Origin of the sequence: Paenibacillus sp. FSL W7-1332, from assembly GCF_037969785.1 — a bacterium.
Classification (GTDB): domain Bacteria; phylum Bacillota; class Bacilli; order Paenibacillales; family Paenibacillaceae; genus Paenibacillus_AQ.
The window spans coordinates 4,147,570-4,171,453 of sequence record NZ_CP150209.1 but is presented as its reverse complement, the minus strand read 5'-3'; the positions used below and the strand labels follow the sequence as shown (position 1 = coordinate 4,171,453).

26 protein-coding genes and 1 riboswitch are annotated in these 23,884 nt (G+C 45.3%); of the genes, 23 read left to right on the top strand and 3 right to left on the bottom strand.

The window, feature by feature from the left end; all coding sequences use genetic code 11:
* Positions 1–34 precede the first annotated feature (34 nt).
* From MKX98_RS18610 to MKX98_RS18540, 15 genes are all read left to right on the top strand, one after another.
* Positions 35–949 (top strand): arginase family protein, encoded by a 915-nt coding sequence (locus MKX98_RS18610; protein ID WP_194543077.1) that lies wholly within the window; start codon positions 35–37, stop codon positions 947–949.
* Between the two features lie 259 nt (positions 950–1,208).
* Complete coding sequence (locus MKX98_RS18605; RefSeq protein ID WP_194543076.1) at positions 1,209–1,691, top strand: DUF2975 domain-containing protein; 483 nt, start codon at positions 1,209–1,211, stop codon at positions 1,689–1,691.
* Positions 1,692–1,701: 10 nt separating this feature from the next.
* Positions 1,702–1,926 carry a helix-turn-helix transcriptional regulator gene (locus MKX98_RS18600; RefSeq protein WP_071220789.1) on the top strand — a complete coding sequence of 75 codons (225 nt, stop codon included), beginning with the start codon at positions 1,702–1,704 and terminating at the stop codon, positions 1,924–1,926.
* A gap of 357 nt (positions 1,927–2,283) precedes the next feature.
* Positions 2,284–2,748: a hypothetical protein gene (locus MKX98_RS18595; protein WP_339217715.1), complete on the top strand. Its 465-nt coding sequence runs from the start codon at positions 2,284–2,286 to the stop codon at positions 2,746–2,748.
* 28 nt (positions 2,749–2,776) lie between these two features.
* Positions 2,777–3,337 carry a hypothetical protein gene (locus MKX98_RS18590; protein WP_194543074.1) on the top strand — a complete coding sequence of 187 codons (561 nt, stop codon included), beginning with the start codon at positions 2,777–2,779 and terminating at the stop codon, positions 3,335–3,337.
* 304 nt (positions 3,338–3,641) lie between these two features.
* Positions 3,642–4,412 (top strand): helix-turn-helix domain-containing protein, encoded by a 771-nt coding sequence (locus MKX98_RS18585; protein WP_339217712.1) that lies wholly within the window; start codon positions 3,642–3,644, stop codon positions 4,410–4,412.
* A gap of 22 nt (positions 4,413–4,434) precedes the next feature.
* Entirely contained in the window at positions 4,435–5,181 is a 747-nt protein-coding gene (gene map, locus MKX98_RS18580) for a type I methionyl aminopeptidase (RefSeq protein ID WP_194543072.1), read from the top strand.
* 319 nt (positions 5,182–5,500) lie between these two features.
* Positions 5,501–5,605, top strand: coding sequence for a DUF6254 family protein (locus MKX98_RS18575; protein ID WP_015735743.1), 105 nt, complete (start codon positions 5,501–5,503; stop codon positions 5,603–5,605).
* A 152-nt stretch (positions 5,606–5,757) separates the two neighbouring features.
* Positions 5,758–6,165, top strand: a complete 408-nt coding sequence (locus MKX98_RS18570; RefSeq protein ID WP_220684968.1) for a helix-turn-helix domain-containing protein — start codon at positions 5,758–5,760, stop codon at positions 6,163–6,165.
* A gap of 755 nt (positions 6,166–6,920) precedes the next feature.
* Positions 6,921–7,388: a MerR family transcriptional regulator gene (locus tag MKX98_RS18565; RefSeq protein ID WP_339217698.1), complete on the top strand. Its 468-nt coding sequence runs from the start codon at positions 6,921–6,923 to the stop codon at positions 7,386–7,388.
* On the top strand, positions 7,378–7,815 hold the full coding sequence (locus MKX98_RS18560; protein WP_339217696.1) for a hypothetical protein: 438 nt from the start codon (positions 7,378–7,380) through the stop codon (positions 7,813–7,815). Before MKX98_RS18565 ends, MKX98_RS18560 begins: the two co-directional genes overlap by 11 nt.
* Before the next feature lie 302 nt (positions 7,816–8,117).
* Positions 8,118–8,753, top strand: coding sequence for a glycoside hydrolase family 11 protein (locus MKX98_RS18555; RefSeq protein WP_339217694.1), 636 nt, complete (start codon positions 8,118–8,120; stop codon positions 8,751–8,753).
* A gap of 222 nt (positions 8,754–8,975) precedes the next feature.
* A complete protein-coding gene (locus MKX98_RS18550; protein ID WP_220684973.1) occupies positions 8,976–9,818 on the top strand; it encodes an SUMF1/EgtB/PvdO family nonheme iron enzyme in 843 nt (280 codons plus the stop codon).
* A 161-nt stretch (positions 9,819–9,979) separates the two neighbouring features.
* A complete protein-coding gene (locus tag MKX98_RS18545) occupies positions 9,980–10,642 on the top strand; it encodes a TetR/AcrR family transcriptional regulator (protein ID WP_339224517.1) in 663 nt (220 codons plus the stop codon).
* On the top strand, positions 10,639–11,898 hold the full coding sequence (locus MKX98_RS18540; protein ID WP_339217691.1) for a glycosyltransferase: 1,260 nt from the start codon (positions 10,639–10,641) through the stop codon (positions 11,896–11,898). Before MKX98_RS18545 ends, MKX98_RS18540 begins: the two co-directional genes overlap by 4 nt.
* A gap of 80 nt (positions 11,899–11,978) precedes the next feature.
* Here MKX98_RS18540 and MKX98_RS18535 read toward each other — a convergent pair whose 3' ends face one another.
* Together MKX98_RS18535 and MKX98_RS18530 are read right to left on the bottom strand one after the other, a co-directional pair.
* The gene (locus MKX98_RS18535) at positions 11,979–13,274 is read right to left on the bottom strand and encodes a TrkH family potassium uptake protein (RefSeq protein WP_336245463.1); all 1,296 of its coding nucleotides are present in this window, start codon (positions 13,272–13,274) and stop codon (positions 11,979–11,981) included.
* 147 nt (positions 13,275–13,421) lie between these two features.
* On the bottom strand, positions 13,422–14,123 hold the full coding sequence (locus MKX98_RS18530) for a universal stress protein (protein ID WP_339217689.1): 702 nt from the start codon (positions 14,121–14,123) through the stop codon (positions 13,422–13,424).
* 77 nt (positions 14,124–14,200) lie between these two features.
* A riboswitch (cyclic di-AMP (ydaO/yuaA leader) is annotated at positions 14,201–14,348 on the bottom strand.
* 175 nt (positions 14,349–14,523) lie between these two features.
* Between MKX98_RS18530 and MKX98_RS18525 the strand changes: the two genes are divergently transcribed.
* Positions 14,524–15,888 carry a TrkH family potassium uptake protein gene (locus MKX98_RS18525; protein WP_194543062.1) on the top strand — a complete coding sequence of 455 codons (1,365 nt, stop codon included), beginning with the start codon at positions 14,524–14,526 and terminating at the stop codon, positions 15,886–15,888.
* A gap of 121 nt (positions 15,889–16,009) precedes the next feature.
* Here MKX98_RS18525 and MKX98_RS18520 read toward each other — a convergent pair whose 3' ends face one another.
* A complete protein-coding gene (locus tag MKX98_RS18520; protein WP_339217687.1) occupies positions 16,010–17,254 on the bottom strand; it encodes a cation:proton antiporter in 1,245 nt (414 codons plus the stop codon).
* Positions 17,255–17,417: 163 nt separating this feature from the next.
* Here MKX98_RS18520 and MKX98_RS18515 point away from each other — a divergent pair, with 163 nt between their 5' ends.
* The 7 genes from MKX98_RS18515 to MKX98_RS18485 all read left to right on the top strand — a co-directional run bounded on the left by MKX98_RS18515 (position 17,418) and on the right by MKX98_RS18485 (position 23,686).
* Complete coding sequence (locus tag MKX98_RS18515; protein WP_339217685.1) at positions 17,418–18,050, top strand: TetR/AcrR family transcriptional regulator; 633 nt, start codon at positions 17,418–17,420, stop codon at positions 18,048–18,050.
* On the top strand, positions 18,047–18,901 hold the full coding sequence (locus MKX98_RS18510; protein WP_339217683.1) for an ABC transporter ATP-binding protein: 855 nt from the start codon (positions 18,047–18,049) through the stop codon (positions 18,899–18,901). Before MKX98_RS18515 ends, MKX98_RS18510 begins: the two co-directional genes overlap by 4 nt.
* A complete protein-coding gene (locus tag MKX98_RS18505) occupies positions 18,898–19,620 on the top strand; it encodes an ABC transporter permease (protein WP_339217681.1) in 723 nt (240 codons plus the stop codon). Before MKX98_RS18510 ends, MKX98_RS18505 begins: the two co-directional genes overlap by 4 nt.
* Positions 19,607–20,332, top strand: a complete 726-nt coding sequence (locus MKX98_RS18500; RefSeq protein WP_339217679.1) for a hypothetical protein — start codon at positions 19,607–19,609, stop codon at positions 20,330–20,332. The genes MKX98_RS18505 and MKX98_RS18500 overlap by 14 nt, the downstream gene beginning before the upstream one ends.
* A gap of 520 nt (positions 20,333–20,852) precedes the next feature.
* Positions 20,853–21,743, top strand: a complete 891-nt coding sequence (locus MKX98_RS18495; protein ID WP_339217677.1) for a class I SAM-dependent methyltransferase — start codon at positions 20,853–20,855, stop codon at positions 21,741–21,743.
* A gap of 10 nt (positions 21,744–21,753) precedes the next feature.
* On the top strand, positions 21,754–22,065 hold the full coding sequence (gene trxA / locus MKX98_RS18490) for a thioredoxin (protein WP_339224514.1): 312 nt from the start codon (positions 21,754–21,756) through the stop codon (positions 22,063–22,065).
* A gap of 76 nt (positions 22,066–22,141) precedes the next feature.
* Positions 22,142–23,686, top strand: coding sequence for a choice-of-anchor Q domain-containing protein (locus MKX98_RS18485; RefSeq protein ID WP_339217675.1), 1,545 nt, complete (start codon positions 22,142–22,144; stop codon positions 23,684–23,686).
* Positions 23,687–23,884: the final 198 nt, after the last annotated feature.

Here is a 23,884-nt window from a genome sequence, read left to right as displayed (position 1 = left end):
ACTAACCTTACTTTGATGTAAAGGAGAGAAAGAAATGACTAAAAAAACAATACGTCTGTTAATGCCACAATGGCAAGGAGGAAACAACCCGAACTACTCTTTTGGAGCCGAGCTGCTTGCTTGGCTAGCTCCGGACAATGATCAACCCCTTATCCGTGTACCTGTTCAAGCTTATGATGGAACTCCGCTCGAAAACGAGAACGGTATGAATGGAAGACAACAGCTGCTTGAACAGCTAAAGGCTGCTCATCATCTTATTGAGGCTCATCAGCCGGATCGCGTTATCATGTTTGGTGGTGATTGCCTAGTTGAACAAGCTCCATTTGCCTATTTAAACGAACGGTACGGTGGGGAATTAGGTTTGGTATGGATCGATGCTCACTCTGATTTGGTCAATTATGTCGGCTATGATAACGGGCACGCAGTACCTCTCGGGAATCTTTTGGGAGAAGGAGATGAGGAGTTCGCAAAACATGTGAAAACCCCGCTAAAACCTGAAAATGTCTTTATTGCGGGATTAGCGGCTCCTACAGAAGAAGAAGTTGCTGTAATTTCTGAAGCGTTTCAAAGATTAGGTGTTGCACCTACAGAACCGGACACGGAAATGATTCAAAGGCTTGGTATTCGAACGGCCGGAACGAAGGAGTTAGCGAGCAGCACTGAATCTATAAAAGAATGGATCAAAGAAAGCGGCATTAAACATCTGGCTATTCATCTTGATTTAGACGTGCTTGATCCGAAGGCTTTTCGTTCGGTATTATTCGCCAACCCGGAAGAACCCTTTAATTTATCTCCTAAGGGAACCATGCAATTGCCTCAACTACTGCGTTTGATTAAAGAACTATCAGAAGAAACCGATGTCGTTGGGTTAGGTATAACAGAGCATTTGCCGTGGGACTCCATCAACCTGAAGAAACTCCTTGGAGAAATACCCATTTTAAATAACTAAAGGCATCCATGAACTTATATAGAAAAATGAACTGAATAATCATAAAAATACACCCACGTATTTAGGGTGTATTTTTTAGGTGGTAGTAAGGGGGGGCAGTAAGTGAGGTGATTCAGATTGATTTCGTTTCAATGTAAGTATTTCCTTGGAGATATCAGTATAACAATATAAATATAATCATAAACATTAATTATTTATTGCAAAACGATAAATAAATTGCTAAAATCAAATTCATAATCATGAAGTGAGGTGCTTTTTTATGAAACGAGGGTCCACATTATTTTTAAGGATTGCTGTAATTCTTATTGGAATTCCAGTTCTAGCTCTGTGCATATTTGTGGTACCAGAGATAGCGGAATTTATTGCAGAATTGTATCCAGATCATACTTATTTGAGATATCTTGTTTTCATCGATTTGTATGCAACCGCGATACCGTTTTACTTTGCTTTGTATCAGGCGTATAAGCTTCTAGGCTATATTGACAAGAACAAAGCTTTCTCGGAATTATCCGTACGCGTTCTAAAGAATATAAAAAACTGTGCAACCATAATCAGCAGCTTGTTTGTGGTAGGCATGCCGCTCTTTTATCTGATAGCGGAGAAAGACGATGCCCCAGGCATCATAATCATCGGAATGGCCTTGATTTTTGCGTCCATGGTGATTGCCGTTTTTGCTGCTGTTCTTCAAAAGCTTTTAAAAGAGGCAATTGATATAAAATCTGAGAATGATTTGACGGTCTGAGGTGATAACTATGGCGATTATTATCAATATTGATGTGATGCTGGCTAAACGAAAAATGAGCGTAACCGAGCTTTCGGAGAGAGTTGGAATAACCATGGCCAATCTGTCTATATTGAAAAACGGAAAGGCAAAAGCCATTAGGCTTTCAACGTTGGAAGCTATTTGCAAAGCGCTGGAATGCCAGCCTGGAGATATTTTAGAATACAAAAGTGACGAGAACACGCAAGAATCATAAAGCAGGGATCTAAAAAGTCGCCATTTCGGCGATTTTTTTGTGTTTCATAAGCAATCTTGATGATTGTCTGACGTGAAACAGAATCGAATCATAAATGGACGGTCAGGATTGTCGTGAAGCAGGTTATGCTCGTGTTTCCTAATACGTGGTAAAATGGTTGTCAAGAACCATAGAAGAGGGGTTGGAATTTTGATTCGGGGAGTCATTATCGAAGGGGTGTCAACTGCTGGAAAAACATCATTGTTTTCTGCAATCAGGGGAATACATAGTCAAGCGAATAATGTTGGAAAATCGATAATTGCAATAAGTGAACACTATTCGCAAGTTTTGCATTCATACCAAGGCGTCCTGAGATCCATGGATAAGGATGAACATATTGACCTGTTAAATCGTCATGTTGATTATCTTGAGCTACAATACAATTGGATTGATTCACTAGGCCATACGAAACCATCAAACGGAATATTCTATCTTTTGGAAAGATTCCATTTAAATCATCGAGCGGCATTTTCAAATTCTTCAGACATTGAGGTGTTAGAAAAACGCTTATTAAGACTGAATGCTCATTGTGTGCTTTTAACACTTTCTCAAGATGCAGTGGAGTCAAGGTATATTGAAAGTCGTGGCGACGCTTGGAAATCATATGTGATGAACAATCACTCCACAGTTACGGAGGCTTGTCAGAAGTTCTTAGAGGACCAGAATCAACTTCGCATGTGTGCGAAACAATCGCTTATTCCCACTCTAGAGATCAACACAGATGAAGCAGACTGGAATTCTTACGCAAAACAGATACTCATGGGAATCAACGATGCAACTTAAAGTAATTAAGTAATGAAGGGGAGAGAACATGATTTTACTATTAAGAACTATAATGATTGTACTATTCGTATCTTTAATCGGGTGTCAGCAAAATACGAGCTCAATAGAAAACCTCACTGCTGAATCAGATCTAGCAGGTTTTGTAGAGCCAGAACCATCGGATTGGGTAAAATATATAACGCCAGTCAGAGAGTACATGTATTATAGAACGCAAGCCGTGGTTAACAAGGATATACATATTTTATGGGACCATTACCCGGATCTTAAAGAGAATGTTGACCTCAAACTAGGAATCAATATAGAGAAAAATGAGGTTGAATCCTTAAATCAACATGTTCATTTGTTGGATGCCAATTACAACATTGAAGGTTATGAACGAATGAAAGTGAAAACGATAAGTGATCATAAAGTGGAAGTTCTCATTCATGCAAGTATAGTTTATATGAGAGATGATTTTGATGAGTCTGGAGGAGAGCATTTAATTAAGCTCTACTTAGAACATAAGAACAATCATTGGGCTGTCGTAAAAACGGATGAATATACTTTACCGGAATACAAAGAATGGATGAAGGAAAAGGAACAACTCTAATCTATTGCTAAGCTATCCTAAGCGAGCTGGAACGATAGCTGAATAATGCGTTGAAGGCAGCCGACCAGTATGACCGGCTGCCTTTTAAGGTTTGAAGCTTGCTTCGTTTTTGGGCCGATTAAACACTATGACAACCGTTAGTGTAGCAATGTTGAACCAGGTCGCTTGTTCGAGGTTAACCCGATGGTCAAGCACCGATATCTAGGTTGAGCTGAATATCTTCCACTAATCTCTTGTTATTCGCAAGCTGATGTTTTATATTGACATAAGAGTAGGTCAAAAATAAATGAGGTGACGAGACTAGATGACTCCACGCACGAAGGAACAAAACGAAGAGATCCGGCTGCGGCGTCTGGCGCAAATCCGGAAAGCCGCTGCCGATGTGTTTTTGGATAAAGGTCCTTTACTGGAAATCCGGGATGTGGCCGCGCAGGCGGGACTCGGCTATGGCACGGTATATCATTATTACAGCAATAAAGGCGATTTACTCCACGATCTGCTATGGGATGCGTTGGAGAGGGACGGTGGATGGCTGAAGGCTCCGCTAGATGCTGCGTTAGAAGCCTTGGTGAAGAATCCGTCGAAAGTCCCGCTTGCATCGGCTTCGGGGGAGGTGCCATTGGGCGGGCATTTCGGCTTGGCTGCTGCGCCGGACACCGGAAAGTCGGCTGCCGCGGATTCCCGTATGAGAAGCCACGAAACGGCCGCTGCCGCTGAGCTTGGCCCCGTCGCGGTAGCCGGCGTCCGGCTGCTGCAGCTTTGGGCGGGGGACCATGCCCTGTACCTGCTGCATAAGCTGGCCGGTGAGAGCTTTGCCTCGCTGCCTGAAGCGCGCTCGGCCCCGCTCCTGGCCGCCTTTCGCCGGGAGGTGCTCACGCCTCTTGCCGAGCTGCTAGAAACCGGGCGCGCGGAGGACGGGGCTGCGGCTTCCGGCGGAAACGCGGCAGAGCCGCTGTATCGGCTACAGCGCGCGGAAATGCTGCTGGCCGCCTTGGTCGGCTGCGCCTCGCTTTCGCTTCGCCGCGGTAAGCTGCACGAAGAGGCCAAGGATATCGTCATGTTTTTAAAATTATAGTATAAGGAGTGAATAAACATAGATGATCATCTTAAAATCACCTAGGGAAATCGAGGAGATGAAGCCGGCGGGCCAAATCGTTGCGGACTGCTACCGTGAGGTTGCCAAACTGATCGAGCCTGGGATCACCACCCGCGAAATCAATGACTTTGTTGCCAGACACATCACCAAACTCGGCGGCAAGCAGTTTACGAAAGGGTATAACGGTTTCCCCGCAGAAACCTGCACTTCGGTTAACGATGTGGTGGCCCACGGCATTCCTTCGAATCGTGCGCTTATGGACGGCGATTTGTTGAAGCTCGACATCGTCGTGGAATACGGCGGTTGGTTCGGCGATTCATGCTGGTGCTATGCGGTGGGCAATATCCGGCCGGAAGCACAGAAATTAATGAAGGTGACAAAGGAGTGCTTGGATCTGGGGATCTCCCGGGCAATCCCTGGAGGCCGGCTCGGCGACATTACGTCGGCGATTCAACAGCATGCGGAATCGAACGGGTACTCCGTCGTACGCGATCTGCTGGCGCACGGGATCGGGCGGAGCCTGCACGAGGAGCCGAACTACGAGCATATCGGAGTAGCCGGCAAAGGCATTCGATTAAAGGAAGGCATGGTGTTTACGATTGAACCGATGCTCAACGAAGGTACGTTCCGTATCACGATCGACGACGATCAGTGGACGGCGAGAACGGCTGACGGCAAGCTGTCGGCGCAATATGAGCATACAATCGCAATCACGTCGGACGGACCGCTGATATTAACGGCCCAGTAAGAATAGAGGCGAACGGACGGCAATGCGGATATAAGTCGCCAACCCGGTAAGCAAGATTACCCACACTCTCGACCTCAAACGTGACTCCGGGTGATCTGCCGGACGCTTCCCCAACCGATTAGTGAAGCTAAATGGGCTGTTAAGGAAATCATAGGCCGCACACCTTCTCCGATCATGACCTGTATAAGAGAGAAGCCATCGAGTACATAACTGATTTTAAAACAATTGACTCTATATGATTTCCATGAATGAACCGAGCTGAGGAATGACACTATAAGTAAGTGGTATACAATTCAGTTTCCAAAGGAGGATATCTGTCATGGCTCACCAGAAGAGAAGGAAAGAAGCTGCCTGGAAGTCGCGAAAGCAAGAACAGCATCCCCATGGTAAAATCAAATCGCTTAAGGAATTGTCCAGCGAATAGGATGAAGAGTATACTGCTTGGAAGAGAGAAAGACTGTCGGCCTCTAATGCCGGCAGTCTTCTTTCTTGTATCATTCATTAGATATCTCGGTTTACTTACCTCTAATTATCACTTAATATATGGATAACAAGAGATAAGGGAAGGTGTTTAAAATGAATGCTAAAGAAGCAGCGTTATTACTTGGGGTTCATTACAAAACGATTCTTAACATGATAAATGATGGGCGCTTAGCCGCTTCGAAGAACGACTCTGGAGATTGGGTAATTAGCGAGAGCGATTTGGCTGCCCGTGAGCAGCGGATTGATGATAAGGAATTTGAGGCGATCTACACTCATATGGCCGTACAGATGATTGAAAAAGCTCATCATCGTGCGATAAACGCAGCAAAAGAAGAGCTGATTCACGTGGCACGTGCAATGATAAAGGTCAAAGACAATCGAAACGAGTTGAATCAGCAAGTAAAACGCCTTCAAAATGCATTAGATGCATATAAAGCAGCGGAAGCATTCACTCTCACTGTGGATTCAATCAAAAAACAAGCGGAAAGTGAAAATCACTAGTACTTGCTAAGTTAAGGTCATAGCCCATTCAGTTGTTTTACACTTAATGTCTTAAAAGGGCAAAGGATGACCCTGGCGATTGCAGTTGAATTTCACTAATCACACATGCAAGCATGATTGATTCTTGTAGTAAGCTTTGCCGAATATCACCTAAATCAACGACCGTTGACCAACCGAGATCGTTAAGAAGAACCCTGACCTTATGGATAAAAATGGGGGGCGAAGTAATGCCTGTTCAACGAAATGAATGTCCCGTTGAGATCGTATTTTCCATGTTAAGCGGGAGATGGAAAATTCCAATCTATCGATTTTTGTATAAAAACTCAATCCCCGTTCGGTATAGCGAATTGCTGCGACATTTACCATCCATTTCGAAAAAAATATTAACTGAACAGCTTCGTGAGCTTGAGCGTGATGGAATCATCGATAGAACATCGTATCCGGAGCCTCGGCCTAGAGTAGAATATACGCTGACACCGAAGGGTCGAACCATGATTGAACTTCTGGATTCGATGAGTGGGGGAAGAAGCACATCCTATCTGAATGTGAGATATCAGCCCCTAATTCGTTTGCCGTGGACAGGGCTGATGATCTCGTTGACGCGGGCCCGGAAAGGGCTGCATCGGTGGGCGAAACAATTGAGACTACCCTCCTGGATATCATATGCCTTCATGTCAACGATTGCTTGATTGTTCTGATAATGAAAATACATTATGACTTGACATTGGAGCTTACTCCAATGTTATTTTGAATTCATGGAAAAACTTTATTCTATACAAGAGGTTTCGCAGCTGCTTGGGATTCCAAAGGATACGCTTCGGTACTATGACCGGATAGGAATCGTATCACCGTCCCGTGAAGACAATCGGTACCGCAGGTATTCGAAGAACGACCTCATCGAATTGATGAATATCCAAATCATGCAGTATGCGGACTTCACGCTTGACGAGATCAAGGGAACGTTTGGATTCCACAGGAAGGAGAAGGTAGACCCTGCTTATTGCCGTGAGGTTGCTTCGTTCCTCGATGCCAAGAATGCAGAAACGCGCAAGAAAATGGCCCATCTGGAAAAGGTCAGTCAGTTGCTTGACGTAGCAGCCGAAACGCTAAGGGACTTTAATCATGAAAGCGACCAACGACTGGCAGAAATCGTTCGCGAGCTTTACCGCTCTATTCACAAGAAGGAACCGGAAATATCTGAGGAGGGATGTCATGGGCATTAAGGTTAGGAATTTTTATTTTTTGACTGCCGGCCTTCTGGCGATACTGTTTGCCTTTACGCACGCATGGAACGGGCAATCCATTGTGCTGCCAGTGCTCCATGTGAGTGCGATAGCGATGGACACCCAAACAGTATTCATGTATGTATGGCACATCATCACGGCGGAAAATCTGATTTTCGGCTTTGTGTTCATTCTTATGTCATTCCAAAGTGAACGATCAAAGACCCACTTCGCCGCCTGGACCATCGTATCGCTTCTGATCGTCCGGCTGCTGGTCATTCTTGGTATAACGGCATTACAAGACATATCGGCGCTTACGGATACGTTAATCGATTCGATTGCGATCGTAATCTATCTCATCTTCATCATAATGGGCATAAGAAGAAAGCCGAAGGGGTTCGGAGGTCAGACGAGCGACTATTCATGAAAAGACTGTCCATTCATCGGGTGGAACAAGGGAAAAGGATAAGGGGGATACTACTTTTGTGAAATAGAAGGACTGTCGGTAATATTCCGGCAGTCTTTTTTATGATCTATCCGCCCTCGCAAGTTCCTAAAATTGTAAAATAATCTAGATATCATATTTAATTTGCTAAGTGTTTTGAAACCGCTATCATTCTATAATTTACTTGGAAAGGAGGTAAAAGGAAGATACAAGGGAAATCGCATGCTAAGCACAGCCAAGAAAATCAACGCAAGGCACAATTCGACAATATGAGGAGGTAGATTATGTTTAAGTTTAGAAAGAAAATGATGACGGTTATTCTTGCAGCAACCATGAGTTTTGGTATGTTTGCAACAACCTCAAGTGCAGCGACCGACTACTGGCAAAATTGGACCGATGGGGGCGGAACCGTGAATGCTGTTAACGGCTCCGGTGGTAATTACAGCGTGACATGGCAAAATACCGGAAATTTCGTTGTCGGCAAAGGCTGGAATACCGGATCGCCTAACCGAACGATTAACTACAATGCCGGCGTCTGGTCACCGTCCGGCAATGGGTATTTGACACTCTACGGATGGACGAGAAACGCACTCATTGAGTACTACGTCGTAGATAGCTGGGGTACTTATCGACCTACCGGAACACATAAAGGGACAGTCACAAGTGATGGAGGCACATACGACATCTATACAACCATGCGATACAATGCACCTTCCATTGACGGAACACAAACGTTTGCCCAGTACTGGAGCGTTCGACAATCGAAAAGAGCTACGGGGGTCAACTCCTCCATCACTTTCAGCAACCACGTGAACGCATGGGCAAGTAAAGGAATGAATCTGGGGAGCAGCTGGTCTTATCAGGTGTTAGCAACAGAGGGTTATCAAAGCAGCGGAAGCTCTAACGTAACGGTATGGTAGCCAATCGCCATCCGTAAACTCAACTAACGGACACGGAGGGGAGCATCTCTTAGGAAAACGGAGTTCGGCTATCCGATTGACCGTTCCCTTCGTTTAGCCCTAAATCCGGATACGTTGCGGGTCGTTTTTCGCGGAGACGAACGGCCTTCGACGTAACGGGCAGGCAAGTTGCGGGCAACAATGGGCTCTCATTTTTTTATTAGCTTAAAGGAGAAATTATCAATGAGAAAGCTAATAATGTTCCTTTTAATAGCAGCAATGGCTGTGATCAGCGCTTGTTCGCAAGATCAGCCTGAAAAGAAGGATGATTTGGTATTGGTGAAAGGCGGGACCTTTAAGAACAACCAGTCTAACTATGCCGATAAAAAAGAAGCCATATCGAACTTTTACATCGGCAAATATGAGGTCACCCAAAAAGAGTGGGTGGAAGTAATGGGCAGTAATCCATCTGCATTCAAAGGCGATCATTTGCCGGTAGAAATGGTGAGCTGGTATGACGTTGTGGAGTATTGTAATCAAAGAAGTATCCAGGAGGGCTTGAATCCGTATTACAACATAGACAAGGTGAAAAAGGATGCGAATAATAAGAACGATAACGATGATATCAAATGGACCGTCACGATCAATGAGGGAGCTAACGGTTACCGGTTGCCTACAGAAGCGGAATGGGAATACGCTGCGGGCGGAGGTCAGAATAGCAAGGGTTACATGTATAGCGGAAGCAATAATGCCGATGAGGTCGCATGGTATTGGAAAAACGCCGGAGACAAATACCTATCTGGGGATTGGAACTGGCCTATCATAGAGAGCAATCAGAATCAAACAAAATCGATCGGTACCCAGAAACCCAACGAGTTAGGAATTTACGATATGTCTGGAAACGTAAGGGAATGGTGCTGGGACTGGCACGGCGAATTGGATAGTCCAAGCGGTTCCTTCCGGGTAGTGAAGGGCGGCGGTTGGATCGGCGACGTTACCAACAACGAGATATCCTTCCGAGGGAAGTTCGATCCCAATGGCTTTGGCCCCGATCAAGGTTTTCGTGTCGTTCGCGGAGAAATATGACATTATGTTGTCATGTTTCTTTTTTTATTCCGGACTTAGTTTGTGAAGTTGGTGTTTATCCGTGAGTCTTACCGCAAGGTGGCCGCTGATTTCCTGGCTTGATGCAAGCAAGTCACCACACTATTGACCAGGTGGTCAATGTGTAATACAATTTGGTCAAAATGATATTGACCAGGTGGTCAATCGGTGGGGTGGCGTACAAACCAATGGAGCCAGATAAAAAACAAACCATTTTGCAAGCAGCTTTAGTGGAGTTTTATCACAAGGGCTATGAAGGAGCTTCAACCAATCAAATTACCAAAGCAGCTGGCGTATCCAAAGGAATTTTGTTTCATTATTTTTCGGATAAAAGAACGTTGTATTTAACGGTGGTGGATGAATGCTTAAAGCATTACTACCATTCACTGACTTCGTCACCTATGGATCTCTCCGAGGATCTGTTTCAGGCGATAGAGCAATTATCTCAAAAAAAGATGGATGTATTTAAAAGTGACCCCATCAGGTTTGGATTTATGGCTAAAACATTTCTGATTATGCCGGAAGAGCTGAAAGCGGATCTTCTGCTCAAACAACAACAGATGAACAAGGAGTCCATACACCTCCTGGCAAGCAGGATCGATCAGAGCCGTTTTAGGGAAGGAATCGATCCCAAGCAAGCAATCGAATTCGTATTGCTTTCCCTTGAATCTCTAATTACGAAGCAAATGACCAAACGGTACGACGAGAAATCTACAGGAGAACTCGAGGCAAGTGCGGCTTTAGACACGAAACCCTATTTGGACATATTAAGGTACGGCATTTATCGTAAGGAGGGAAAAGAGTGAAAATAAAGTTGCTCACCATCGGAACAAGGGGAGATGTACAGCCGTTCATTGCCCTTGCCCGAGGTCTCCAGAACAACGGACATGACGTGGTTATATGCACATCGCAGGATTTCGAAGGCTTCGTTCGAGGGCATGGTGTCGGTTTCGCGCCAATACAGGCAAATATTATGAAACTAGCCCAATCTGCAGAAGGGAAACGCATGCTGGGCAGCAATCCCTTCGAGATTATGAAGCAGATGAAAAAGCTTATATATCCTATGATGCAGCAAATGCTCGATGACCTGTGGACCGCTTCTCAAGATGCGGACTGCCTCATCTACCATCCCAAAGCATTCGCTGGATATGATATTGCCCAAAAGCTGAATATTCCCGTATTTGCGGCCCATCCAATTCCGATCATTGCACCGACAGGCGCTTTCACCAATCCCATTTTACCTTTCACCTTCAGGAATCGATGGTTAAATGAAAAAAGCTATCATCTCAACCGTTTCATGCTGTTATCCTTCAAAAAATTGTTGAATACATGGAGAAGAGATACGTTACATTTACCTCCACGAAGTCTATTCTCCGATGATCTGCACGTAAATGGACGCGATATTCCGGTGCTTTACGGTTGCAGTCCTTCGATTATTCCATTTGATCCGAAATGGAAGGATCGCGTCTGTATGGAGGGGTTTTGGTTTCTGGAAGATACCGATTGGGACCCACCAAGGGAGTTGGAGTCTTTTATCGCGTCAGGATCCCCGCCAATTGTTATCAGTTATAGCAGCATGCCTCTAAAGCATCCGGACCATGTGCTCGAGATGACTATGCAGGCTTTACGACAAACGGGGCAACGCGGCATCATTCTGGTTGGCTGGAGTGGAATGCAAGTATCCGGTAATGGGGCCGAGAACATCCTGTGTATACAGGAAGCACCGCATGCATGGCTGTTTCCGCGAGCTGCAGGCGTTATTCATCATGGTGGAGCAGGGACGACAGCGGCCGTTTTGAGAGCAGGTAAGCCGATGACCATATCCCCGTTCAATGCGGATCAACCCTTCTGGGCCAAGCGTATGTATGAGCTAGGTGTATCGACAAAGCCGATTCCTGAAAAATCAATGTCAGTAGCCAGTTTGGCTGAGCGAATAGCGGAGCTAACCAGTCATTCAACATTGACAGCCAATGTAATGGCACTGTCAGATAAAATTTCAGAGGAGAGAGGTGTTGATCGAACTGTAGATTTTATTGAGAGACGGCTACACCATCACTTTTGAGAGAATTCCTTTAACAAGGGATATGTGTCCAAAAGTTAAGGTGTTAATGGACAAGAAAATTCTTGATTGGGAACCCTGAGTTACCCAATCAAGATATGATCTTCCGCATAACCAATTTTGGATGTGCGTTTTTTCTGAGCCAATGCGTAAGCCAGTGTTAAGGGACCCAGACGACCGGCAAACATCGTTATCGTTACAATGACTTTCCCTACGGGGGACAATTCACTTGTCAATCCCATCGACAAACCGGTGGTGCTAAATGCTGATGTCGCTTCAAACAACACTTCCAAGAAGTGTTCTTCGAGCATACCTTCGGAGATGGTCAGCAACAGGGAAACGCCCAGCACGACCACCAAAGAACTCATGACAACCGCCAGGGCGCGCATGACGGTTTCTCCTGCTATTTTGCGTTTGAAGGCATGGATTTGACCGCCCCCGCGAAAGGTTTGAATCGTAGCTAGGATGAGTACAACAAGCGTATTGATCTTAATACCGCCGCCTGTTCCTCCGGAAGCAGCACCGATGAACATCAGAATAATAATGAAAAACTGAGAAGCCGCCAGCATGCTACCGATATCTATCGTGTTAAACCCCGAGCTTCGAGGCGTTATGCCTTGGAAAAAAGCAGCCAGCACTTGTTCGCTTTCGCTCAATTGGCCAAAGGTTGACGGATTCCAGCTCTCTAAAAAGTATATAAATAGAAAACCGAGCAGGGACAGCGTTCCTGTTCCGACTAGGACAACCTTGGAGTGAAGCGAAAGCTTCTTCCATGAACGTTTTTGGAATACATCCACAATGACGATATAGCCGAGGCCTCCAATGATAAATAGCAGGACAATCGTAATATTGACGATCGGATCGCCGACAAAGGGAGAAAGGCTGTCAGACCACAGGGCAAATCCGGCATTGTTGAATGCCGAAACGGAATGGAAAAGTGCGTAGTAGGCTGCCTGTCCCCACCCGACGTCCTGTTGCCAACGGAGCGTAAGGACAATCGTAGCCAAGGCTTCAAACGCGAATGCAATGAGTACCATATACATGGATAATTTAACCAAACCTTGTGCCGAGGTCGAATGCGTGGTTTGCTGAATAATCATTCGTTGCTTCAAGCCAATCCTTTTCCCCAGAACAATGGCAACCATAACGCCAAAGGTCATAAAGCCGAGCCCGCCAATTTGAATCAAGATCATGATAATGACTTGTCCAAAAGTTGAAAAAACACTACCGGTATCCAAGACAACGAGCCCGTTTACGCATATTGCTGAGGTGGCTGTAAATAAAGCATCCAGCAGACCAATTGACCTCCCGGTGGAGGAAGAGTAGGGCAGCGCGAGCAATGTGGTCCCGATTATTATTAAAGTGAAAAAGACAAGCATGACGAGTTGAGGGGGACTCATATTTTTTTTAAGCTTGTTGATAAACAACTCCATTGTGTCAGGAGCGGAATGTTGTGTATTTCGATCTTTTGAATTCATAAATGTTCTTCTCACAAGTTCCACCCCCATTCTTTATTGATCGCCGGGTTAATCAAAGAATTTTCTGTTTTGGAAAAAAGACGACTCTACCACTTTTCCGTGACTTATTTTCAAATATTGGATCTCGTGGTCTGTTTTTATTTTCAGCAAGCCGGTGTCAAAATCGGTATTTAACTCTTTGAAAAATAGACCTTCGGCTATTGGATCGCCCCCGGATTCCTTACCGCCAAGCAGATAATGAGAACCCTCCCTGAACACAGTGACTCGAATTCCCCGTTCATGGGTGTCAGTCATTTGATCATCCATCCTTTGAACCGCTACAATGTGCAAATCCGTTTCGCCGATCTGGTTTAGGAGTTCGTTGACAAACGAACCACGCGTAATTTCTTGCCACCGCGTTTGACCGGATTGTCCGATGATTAGCTGGGTAATTTGATGATTCTTGGCGGTTTCCGCTATGATTTCCGAAGCTTTGCGATCTTCATTCGTTTTGACAATGAAGGTTGCCCCATACTCGTCGCATTTCATTTGCCACTCAGCCATATACCTTTCTTGTGCCTGATCTAACTCATCTTCACGCAAGGGTATAACGCTCAACACAAACAGGGGACACTGAAGAAGTCTGGCTAATTCGCCACCTCGACGGATGAGACGTTCTCCGTTTGGACCGTAATACACGCATACCAGTATCTTTTCATTGTTAAGCAGAATAATCATTCCTTTCTTTTCTAAACACAACAGCTTTAACAAAAAAGGCCTGGAGGCAGAGAAAAATCTGCTTCTAGGCCTTGGCTGTACGGATCATGGACAAGTCAAAGTAGTAAGAGTGTTCTTTCCCAAGACGCTGACGAGGTTAGCTGTCGGATTCGGGATTGAGAGTTCCCGTTCCTTCTTATCCAGAAAGAATTCACCCCTAAAGCTTAGTCGCTTTGTTGGTTCCCCCGTTCCTCATAGAGGATTAAGCATTCATGCGTATGAAATTTATCGTAATAAATATTATGCTAAAACATGCTGAAAGTAAACAGTTAGCGATCAGTCAACAACATCATATCATTGGATTGCAGCAAAAATTATGCTTTGCTATGGTATATACTACGCAAAGAAGTCTACGGGGTTTCATGGTCTGTCGTATCTGAAAGGGGAAAATAGGATGGCTAAAGGCAAATCGGAGCCGCTAAAATCATTAAAACAGTTTAACCTATCATCTTCACGTCTGATCCTTCTTGGTTTCGCCGCACCGATTGTAATCGGCGCGATCTTGTTAGCCTTGCCCATATCATCGTCATCAGGTGAAGGTGTAGGTTGGTTAAACGCTTTGTTCACCTCAACATCTGCAGTGTGCGTAACCGGATTGGCCGTAGTGGATACAGGAACCGACTTTTCCCTTTTTGGTCAAATCATGATCATGTGCCTGATTCAAGTCGGCGGTCTTGGTTTCATGACCTTCGGAGTTTTGATCGCCGTTGTGCTTGGAAAGAAAATTGGACTGAAAAATCGACTGCTCCTCCAAGAATCCACTAACGCATTATCAACGCAAGGCGTAGTGAGGCTATCGCTAGGTATTTTTCTGATTGCGCTCATTATCGAGTTCGTCGGAGCAGCCTTGTTAATTGTTCGTTGGGAGGAGGAACTGGGCTTGGGGCAAGCTATTTATTATGGGGTGTTCCACTCCATCTCATCATTTAATAACGCTGGCTTCAGTCTTTGGTCAGACAGTTTGAGCCGGTATGTGGGAGACCCGCTGGTCAACATCGTCATCACCCTGCTTTTTATCATTGGTGGGCTTGGATTTACTGTTGTTCTGGACTTATGGAAGCATAGAAGGTGGAATAAGCTGTCCCTTCATTCAAGAATCGTTTTGTCGACTTCAGCATGTCTATGTTTAGCCGGGTTTATCGTAATTTTCATTATTGAGTTGTTCAACTCCCGTACGTTCGGCTCTTTGAGCTGGGGAGAGCGAGTATGGGCGGCTTATTTTCAAGGCGTGGTGACTCGTACGGCCGGGTTTAATACCATCGACATAGCCGCGATGATGACGACTTCTCAGTTTTTCATGATTTTCCTCATGTTTATCGGTGCTTCCTCCGGATCCACGGGAGGCGGGATCAAAACCAATACATTTGCCGTGCTGTTATTCACATTGATTAGTATTATTAAGGGGAAGCAGGACGTGCAGTTGTTAAATCGACGCATCCCCCAATCGATTATCCTCCGATCCATAGCCGTCATGGTGATCTCAGTGAGCGTTGTGATTGTTGCTACATTCTTGTTAACCATAAGCGAGCATAGCTTGCAAAAGGACTTTATGGAAGTTCTGTTCGAAGTGACCTCAGCCTTCGGCACCGTTGGCCTATCGATGGGATTGACGCCTGAGCTGTCTCCTTTTGGTAAAGGAGTCATCATTTTGACCATGTACATCGGCAGACTCGGCCCCTTAACGCTGGCCTTCGCGCTGTCGCAAAGAGTAGTCAAACAAAAGTACCGGTTGCCTGAAGAGAAAGTGCTTATTGGTTAAGAGTGGTCGATCTGCAAATCGGGATACGAAAAAATAAGGTTCAGCTGGAGTCGTTTAATTCGATCTCCGGGGCTGAACCTTATACTCGTTTTATGTTCTGTTTTGCTTATACGGAGGGTTCTTACATATCTGCCCCGTCTTTTTCCTTCACGGGGCTGGCTAATCCAAACTTCTTAACCAAAGGTTTGATGGTTAACCCCTGAACGAGAAGTGAGAAAAGGACAACGCTAAAGGTGAGAACGAGTATATCATCGCGTTCGTCGAAGGTTGGGGGCAAGCTTAAGGCGAGAGCGATTGACAAGCTGCCCTTTAACCCTCCCCAATTCAAAACCACCTTCCATGAAGATGGGAAGGATTTCAGGAAGTACAAGCTTACGTAGACGGCCAATGTTCTTCCGAGTAGAACGATAAGAATGGCTGCTCCGATTAACGCCCACTTGTCCGCGAAGTTAATATGCTTGATTTCTAGACCGATCATTAAAAAAATCAATGAATTTGCGATTAACGTGATGACGTCCCAGAACGAATTAATATTCATCTTGGTTGTATCCGACATCCCGATGCGCGCTCCGTAACTGCCAAAAATCAAGCCGCCCACGACAACGGCAATGACGCCAGATACATGGAAATGTTCGGCAATAAAGAAACTTCCGAAGAACAGGAGCATGGAGAAAGCTATCTCCAGCGGATAATCATCATAGAAGCGAATGAGCTGTGAGAACAGATATCCTAACACGCCTCCAACAGCGATACCGCCAATACTAAACTTCAAAAAGAGCAATACACCGCTGCCTATTCCCGCCCAACCCATTTCCATGTACGTGAGCAAATAAACAGAGGAGATCTGAAATAACACAACGGCAATTCCGTCATTAAACAGCGACTCCCCTTCGATGATGGTTACAATTTTCTTCGGTACGCCTAATGATTTGAAGATGGAGATGACACTGATCGGGTCCGTGGCACTCATCAATGCTGCAAAGGTAAATGCAACAATCAAAGGCAATCCCATAAACCCATACATGGCTAGAGCTATAAGAAGGAAAGAGAGCAAGGTGCCGCCAAACGCGAGGGCAATCACCGGCTTTCCTTGTTTACGAAGATGCGAGAACGGAAGCTTTAATGTTGCATCTCCAAGAAGGATAGGAAGGAACAGGGAGATAATGATTGCCTGAAACACATTCGATTGGGTTATAAACGATTCGGCTTCATCCAACACAGGCACATGGATCAAACCAAGCAGCAGGCCTACAATAACAAGTGCAATAGAGTAGGGCTGATTCATTTTTTTGGCTATCGAGATAACACCCATCGATATCGCAAGCAAAATCAGCAACTGCACGAAAACCTCATTAAAATGATGCATACGGCACCCCTCATCAAAGGATTAAATCTCCATTTATTGTAACCTAAAGACTCCCTAACACCAAATATATTGACATATGGGGATTTAGGGAGTACTTTTATGAATATAAAATAAAATTATTCACAGGATCACAAACGGCCTGATTAAGGATGTGATATGCAACATGCCCAAAAAATTCTCGGATGAAGAACGTGAATGGATACGCCAAAAACTGCTGACGGAGGCACGCCATCATTTCGAAACGGCGGGCCTTCGCAAAACGAGTGTTGAAGATCTGACGAAGGCCGCCGGCATTGCCCAAGGCTCGTTCTACATGTTTTTCGGATCGAAAGAGGAATTATATTATGAACTGATTCTGGAGGAGGAGCAGCGAATTCGCAATGCCGTTCTTGATTTATTCCCTCCTGAAGAGGTCTGCAGTAAGGAAAGCATTAAACGGTTTCTCTTATATTCACTGAGGATGATGGACGAGAGCCCAATGCTTCGCCAGATGATGGATCGCGGGGAGATGGAGTTGTTGTTCAGGAAATTGCCGAAAGACTTGCTGGAGCGTAACTTTACGGAGGATCAAGACGCGCTCTTGCCTGTGATTACGGCTTGGCAGAAGGCTGGCATTTTACCTGGTACGGCACCCGAATCCATCGTGGGCATGATCAGATCCTTGGCACTGCTTACGCTGCACCAAAAAGAGATTGGAGAGGAGCAATTTACATCTACGATCGAATTGCTAGTCGAGTTATTATCTGCCGGCATGCTTGCGGTGTCTAATGCGCCGAAGGGAGATGGAGCGTTGTGATCGAAGTAAGAGGGCTTCATTACACGTATCCGAATCGAAAAGAGCCCACCCTGCATGGGCTTGATTTTGTCATCCCGCCTGGCGAAATCTTTGGCTTTCTCGGCCCGTCCGGCGCTGGTAAAAGCACGACGCAAAAACTGCTGATCGGTGTTCTGAAAGGTTATCAAGGAAGCATAAAAGTCATGGGCAAAGAAATCAGGGATACCGGTCCCGATTATTATGAGCGAATTGGAGTAGCTTTTGAATTCCCGAATTTCTACAGTAAATTTTCGGTTCTTGACAATTTAAAGCTCTTTCGTTCCCTTTACAAGGGGGAGACGGAGGATCCCATGAAATTGCTGGAACAAGTCGATCTAACAGATGCCGCAAATATGAAGGTTTCCCAGCTATCCAAGGGCATGAAGATGAGGTTGAATTTCTGTCGGGCGTTACAGCATGATCCAGAAATCCTATTTCTGGATGAACCTACTTCCGGATTAGACCCGGTCAATGCCCACCGAATGAAGGAATTGATACTTGCTAAAAAGGCTGCCGGCAAGACGGTTCTAATAACAACGCATAATATGCAAGCGGCAGAAGAACTTTGCGATCGGGTAGCCTTTATCGTCGACGGTGAAATCAAATTAATCGATTCACCCAGAGAGTTGAAACTTCGTAAGGGAAGAAAGGAGGTCCGAGTCGAATACAGTAGGGATGGCGAATTAAAGGGAGCGGTATTTTCTCTGGATGGCATCGGTGAGAATAACCAATTTCTTAAGCTGATACAGGATTATCCCCTCGATACCATTCATTCGCAAGAGGCGTCGCTCGAACAAATTTTTATTGAGGTAACCGGGAGGCAGCTTGTATGAAGGGCCTAAGTTTATTTGTATTCGATCTGCGTTTCCAGTGGCGCCACGGATTCTATTGGGTTTATATGTTTGTCTGTACCTGTTATTGGATTCTGTTCCGATTCGTACCCGAGGCCTACCAGGAGACAACAGCGATTGTGTTGACATTCAGCGATCCCGCAGCCCTGGGGCTTATCATGGCAGGCGGTATTGTCCTGCTGGAGAGGGACCAGGGCGTCCACGATCCGTTGTTTGTAGCGCCGGTACACATTCGGGAATATTTGCTGGCGAAGGCTGCGTCCCTGTCGGTGTTATCCCTTGCGGCAGGCTGGGTGATTCATATGGCGACCGGCAGTCTCCCGGAATATCCGCTTGCTTTTTCCGCCGGTATTGTATTAACATCAACCTTCATGACCTTGCTGTCGATTGGCGTGGCGGCACGCCAACGGACAATTAACGGTTTTATTCTGATGGTGCAGGTCTACGCGCTGCCATTCATCCTTCCATTGTTAAGTTTTCTTCAATTGTGGCATGAAGACCTGTTTCTCGTCCTTCCAACCGAAGGAACTCTCCGGTTACTTGTGTCTCCCAGTGACGGCTTATCTATTGGCAGCGTTCTATATTCCATATGTATTCTGTTGATTTGGAACTTTGCGGCTTACATCTGGGCGCAGCGATCCTATACTCGACATGTGTTGATGCGCGTAGGTGAAGGAGGGGGCATTAATGGAGAGATATAAAGCCCTCATGATCATGGATCTACGGCATGCGTGGAAGGATCCCGTTCTGATGGCAGCTATGTTCGGTCCGCTGCTGCTTTTGTTTCTATCGAGGTTTGGATTCCCGGTTGCCGTTAATTGGCTCGATGTAAACTATTCGTTTCATTTGGAGCCGTATCGCGGCTTTGCGGCATCGTTATTAATTGTTACGATCCCCATGCTGTCAGGAATGCTCACCGGTCTCCTTATTCTCGATGAACGCGACGAGAATGTGATTGCATATTATGCGGTTACCCCACTAATGCGTAAAGGTTATTTGCTATATAGAGTGACGCTTCCTTTTCTGTTATGCACCGTATTATCCATTCTATATCTGTCTTTTTCGACTTTATCGGATATTCACTGGGCTAAATTGGGTGTTTTGCTGTTGCTGGCATCGGAAGCTCCAATATTCTCGTTGTTCCTTGCCGCTTTCTCAGCGAACAAGGTAGAAGGATTAGCCTTATCTAAAATAGGAGGGCTGTCCATAGCCGGACCTGTGGTGGCCAACTTCGTTCCAGGAACTTGGCAGGTGTTAGGCGCTTGGCTCCCAACGTATTGGCCTGCAAAAGTGCCCTATCTGATCACGCAGAATGAACCTATGTTGGCAATCGTTTTCTTTTCAGTCGGATTGCTGTTACATGCCGCCTACTTATTTTTTATGGTATCTGTGTTTAACAATAGACAATCTTAAATGGGGCGACCAAAGTATAGGTTCATGTGACATCTGAGCAGAAAGCAGCCGATCTGAATGATCGGCTGCTTTTGCTATGGTCTAACAATCGGTTATACCATTCAGCCCCCGAAGTAAACGTTACGTTTTTGATGGGTACATCGAAAGTAAGATTGTTAAATGTTCAATGTCAGCATAAGGCAGAAGCAGACTATGGCTAATAAATGGTATTGCATATTGAAGTTGACTCGTTTATTATGGATATTATACATCCATAATAATAGCAATCTTAAGAAGAAGAGCTAGGAAGAGGGGAGGGTACATGCTGTTCTCCAGAAGTACAGCAGGCTCAGGAACATTCGGGAAGTGAGCGTATACTAAACAATAAGGGATACATGTTTTGCATCATAATTATGGATAATATAGATCCATTAATGAAAAAACCAATGAATCAACCAACTTTCGATGTGGTGATCATTGGAAGCGTCGACGGGTTTCACAACCGCAACCATAAACTATAACGGAAAGAGAGATGGAAGTTATGAATGATTTTTTTAATGAGGCTATTTGGGAAAAGGCTTGGAAAGAACATGGCGAACGTGTTGTGAACAAGATGAAAAAGGCCGGAACCGACCCGACCCGTGCCTTTGATCACAAGGCGAAGACTTTCAATGAGCAATCGTTTAATGAAGAGGGAAGAAAACGGACCACACGGATCATGAATTGGATTGAAGGACAAGGAGTTCAATTCAACAACGCGTCTGTGCTGGACATTGGCGCCGCTTCGGGAGTATTCTCGGTGCCGTTTGCAGAGCGGGGGGCCCGCGTTACTGCTGTAGAATCCTCTCAACCCTTGATCGAACTGCTGAAGGAAAATATCACAAAATTCGCCGATGACCAGGTAAAGATTGTGCCCGAACCTTTTGAAGATATTGACGTGCTGGCCAGAGACTGGAGTAATGCCTTTGATCTGGTTTTTGTCTCGATGTGTCCGGTCATTCTGGATTGGGATAGCGTCGAAAAGATTCTACAATGCGCCCGGGATTATTGTTATATCAGTATGCCGGCAGGCTCCACGGAAATCAGTTTGGTGAATGAGATCTGGCCGCTCATCACCGGTCAGCCCTTCCAATCGAAGCACTTGGAGTTCGGATATTTGCTTCATCTGCTGTATCTCAAAGGCTATTCCTATGAGTCTCTTATAACACGGGAAACGAAAACGACGGAAGTTACAAGAGAAGCGGCGTTAGAGGAAATGATGAACTGGCTTCGCAGTCACAGTCTGGCTACAGATGAGCAGAATCGGAAATTGGTTGCAGACTATTTGGAACAAGCGTACCCGTCCGGCAAAGTAACGATTCGACAGAGTGGTCGTTATGGCAAAGTACTGGTTCGAATGCAGGATCTAAGCATGTACACAAGAAAAATTTGAAGGGATGATGATGGCGATTCAACACGCAACAGATTCTACTTTTAAAGGGATGATCCAAACCGACGGAGTAACCGTAGTGAATTTTTGGGCTTCCTGGTGTGGTCCGTGCAGAATGTTTGCACCTGTTCTTGAGGAATTTGAAAGGGAGGCAAAAGATTCCATTAAAGTAGTTAAGGTAAATGTAGACGAAAACCTGGCGACGTCTTCCCAATTTCAGATTATGAGCATACCGACCACCCTTGTTTTCAAAGATGGGAAGCTTCTATATAAAGAAGCGGGCATATTGCCGAAACATGTCTTGAAACAACGCACTGCCTTTTAGGCTTTCCCATATTCGTAGTGACTCGAGTATTGATCTCCATGTAATATAAATAGGAACAGATGGGAGATGAGGAACGATGTTGAAATTAGTAAAGGCGTTGCTGGTGGGATTGAGCATAACTGTATTTGGTTTGGATTCTGGAAATGTACAATCTTCCCCCGTGTCGGCAGCCGGTACTGAGTACTATGTAGCTACCGACGGGAGTGACTCCAATCCAGGGACGATGATTGCGCCTTGGAAGACGCTGCAGCATGCGGCTGAGGAGGCTGATCCGGGCAGCTTGATTTACGTTCGGGGCGGCGTATATAATCAAAAACTCAAGATAACACGTTCCGGTACAGCCTCGCAGGGTCCCATAACTTTCAAGAACTATGGTTCAGAGAAAGCTATCATCGATGGTACTGGACTTTCAGTCAACGGGATCGAAGGGCTTGTCGAGCTAACCAATGTGAATTACATTACGATTCAAGGCTTGGAGATTCGCAACTATACAACGACTTCCAGAAACGCGGTTCCTGTTGGAATTTATGTTCAAGGTTCTGGCGGCTTTATAAATCTGACGAATAACAAAATCCATGATATCAAGAGCACAGTCACACCTATCGGCAGCGATTTGCTTGGCAGAGATGCTCATGGTATCGCCGTATACGGCACCAAAGCTCCGGAATCGCTTCATGACATTACGATTCACGGGAATGAGCTGTACAATCTAATCTTGGGTTCCAGTGAAACACTGGTGCTGAATGGTAATGTAGATACGTTTAAAGTAACGGACAATCTCATTCACGATAACGACAACATCGGGATCGATATTATCGGTTTCGAGGGAACTGCGCCGGAAGAAGCATACGACCAGGCCCGAAATGGTTTGGTGAAAGGCAATCGGGTATATAATATTTCCTCCAACAACAATCCTTCTTATGGGAAAAAACTCCCGAATAACAGTAATGCAGCCGGTGGTATTTATGTTGATGGCGGTAAAGACAGCATTATTGAGCAGAACTACAGCAACAACAATGACATCGGCATTGAAATTGCCTCGGAGCATGCGGGCAAATCCACCAGTGATATTACGAACCGAAGCAACGTTGTGCACAATAACCGGTTGACGGGCATCGCCATGGGTGGATACGACGACGAACGGGGGTCAACGGTGAATTGCAAGATCGTGAACAACACCGTCTACAATAACGATCTTTTAGGTGAGGGCAGCGGTCAGCTCTATGTGCAGTATGATACGAAAAATAACGTGATTAAGAACAATATCATTGTGGCCAGTTCAACGGGTGTGCTGATCTACAATGAATATACAAAAAATTCAGGTAACGTGGTGGATTACAATCTATATTTTTCACCAGGCGGTAGCACGGATGCTTTCTGGACATGGAAGAACAAAGATTATGCTGGCTTTTCCGCATATCAAGCGGGAACCGGCAACGATGCGCATTCATTGTTCAAGGATCCTGCATTCGTCAATGCTTCCGGAGGCAACTTTCATCTTCAATCTTCGTCCCCAGCGATTGATGCCGGTTCGACGGATAACGGTATCATCGGTACCCAGGACATTGACGGGCAGCCAAGAGTGCAAGGGGCCGATGTGAACATTGGCGCAGATGAGTAATGTTATGCTTTTTAGAAACGAGTAACAGAGTTGGAATGTTAAGAGAGACTAATAATAGGCTGTTTCGGCAGCAATCGTATGTTCTTATGTGGACAACGTTGTATTATTTTAAGCTAACATCTTCGAACCCATCAACTGTCGCCAATTTTGGCGGCTTTTTTGTCTTCCTGTTATTACTTTTCCCCAATATGTTTTATG

Coding starts and splice junctions, on each gene's coding strand:
- trxA (WP_339224514.1), top strand. CDS start 21,754: ATGGCGATTCAACACGCAACAGATTCTACTTTTAAAGGGATGATCCAA.
- MKX98_RS18515 (WP_339217685.1), top strand. CDS start 17,418: ATGCCCAAAAAATTCTCGGATGAAGAACGTGAATGGATACGCCAAAAA.
- MKX98_RS18585 (WP_339217712.1), top strand. CDS start 3,642: ATGACTCCACGCACGAAGGAACAAAACGAAGAGATCCGGCTGCGGCGT.
- MKX98_RS18485 (WP_339217675.1), top strand. CDS start 22,142: ATGTTGAAATTAGTAAAGGCGTTGCTGGTGGGATTGAGCATAACTGTA.
- MKX98_RS18525 (WP_194543062.1), top strand. CDS start 14,524: ATGGCTAAAGGCAAATCGGAGCCGCTAAAATCATTAAAACAGTTTAAC.
- MKX98_RS18575 (WP_015735743.1), top strand. CDS start 5,501: ATGGCTCACCAGAAGAGAAGGAAAGAAGCTGCCTGGAAGTCGCGAAAG.
- MKX98_RS18550 (WP_220684973.1), top strand. CDS start 8,976: ATGAGAAAGCTAATAATGTTCCTTTTAATAGCAGCAATGGCTGTGATC.
- MKX98_RS18605 (WP_194543076.1), top strand. CDS start 1,209: ATGAAACGAGGGTCCACATTATTTTTAAGGATTGCTGTAATTCTTATT.
- MKX98_RS18600 (WP_071220789.1), top strand. CDS start 1,702: ATGGCGATTATTATCAATATTGATGTGATGCTGGCTAAACGAAAAATG.
- MKX98_RS18595 (WP_339217715.1), top strand. CDS start 2,284: ATGGATAAGGATGAACATATTGACCTGTTAAATCGTCATGTTGATTAT.
- MKX98_RS18520 (WP_339217687.1), bottom strand. CDS start 17,254: ATGCATCATTTTAATGAGGTTTTCGTGCAGTTGCTGATTTTGCTTGCG.
- MKX98_RS18565 (WP_339217698.1), top strand. CDS start 6,921: ATGGAAAAACTTTATTCTATACAAGAGGTTTCGCAGCTGCTTGGGATT.
- MKX98_RS18505 (WP_339217681.1), top strand. CDS start 18,898: ATGAAGGGCCTAAGTTTATTTGTATTCGATCTGCGTTTCCAGTGGCGC.
- MKX98_RS18535 (WP_336245463.1), bottom strand. CDS start 13,274: ATGCTTGTCTTTTTCACTTTAATAATAATCGGGACCACATTGCTCGCG.
- MKX98_RS18495 (WP_339217677.1), top strand. CDS start 20,853: ATGAATGATTTTTTTAATGAGGCTATTTGGGAAAAGGCTTGGAAAGAA.
- MKX98_RS18590 (WP_194543074.1), top strand. CDS start 2,777: ATGATTTTACTATTAAGAACTATAATGATTGTACTATTCGTATCTTTA.
- MKX98_RS18610 (WP_194543077.1), top strand. CDS start 35: ATGACTAAAAAAACAATACGTCTGTTAATGCCACAATGGCAAGGAGGA.
- MKX98_RS18500 (WP_339217679.1), top strand. CDS start 19,607: ATGGAGAGATATAAAGCCCTCATGATCATGGATCTACGGCATGCGTGG.
- MKX98_RS18555 (WP_339217694.1), top strand. CDS start 8,118: ATGTTTAAGTTTAGAAAGAAAATGATGACGGTTATTCTTGCAGCAACC.
- MKX98_RS18570 (WP_220684968.1), top strand. CDS start 5,758: ATGAATGCTAAAGAAGCAGCGTTATTACTTGGGGTTCATTACAAAACG.
- MKX98_RS18560 (WP_339217696.1), top strand. CDS start 7,378: ATGGGCATTAAGGTTAGGAATTTTTATTTTTTGACTGCCGGCCTTCTG.
- MKX98_RS18545 (WP_339224517.1), top strand. CDS start 9,980: ATGATATTGACCAGGTGGTCAATCGGTGGGGTGGCGTACAAACCAATG.
- map (WP_194543072.1), top strand. CDS start 4,435: ATGATCATCTTAAAATCACCTAGGGAAATCGAGGAGATGAAGCCGGCG.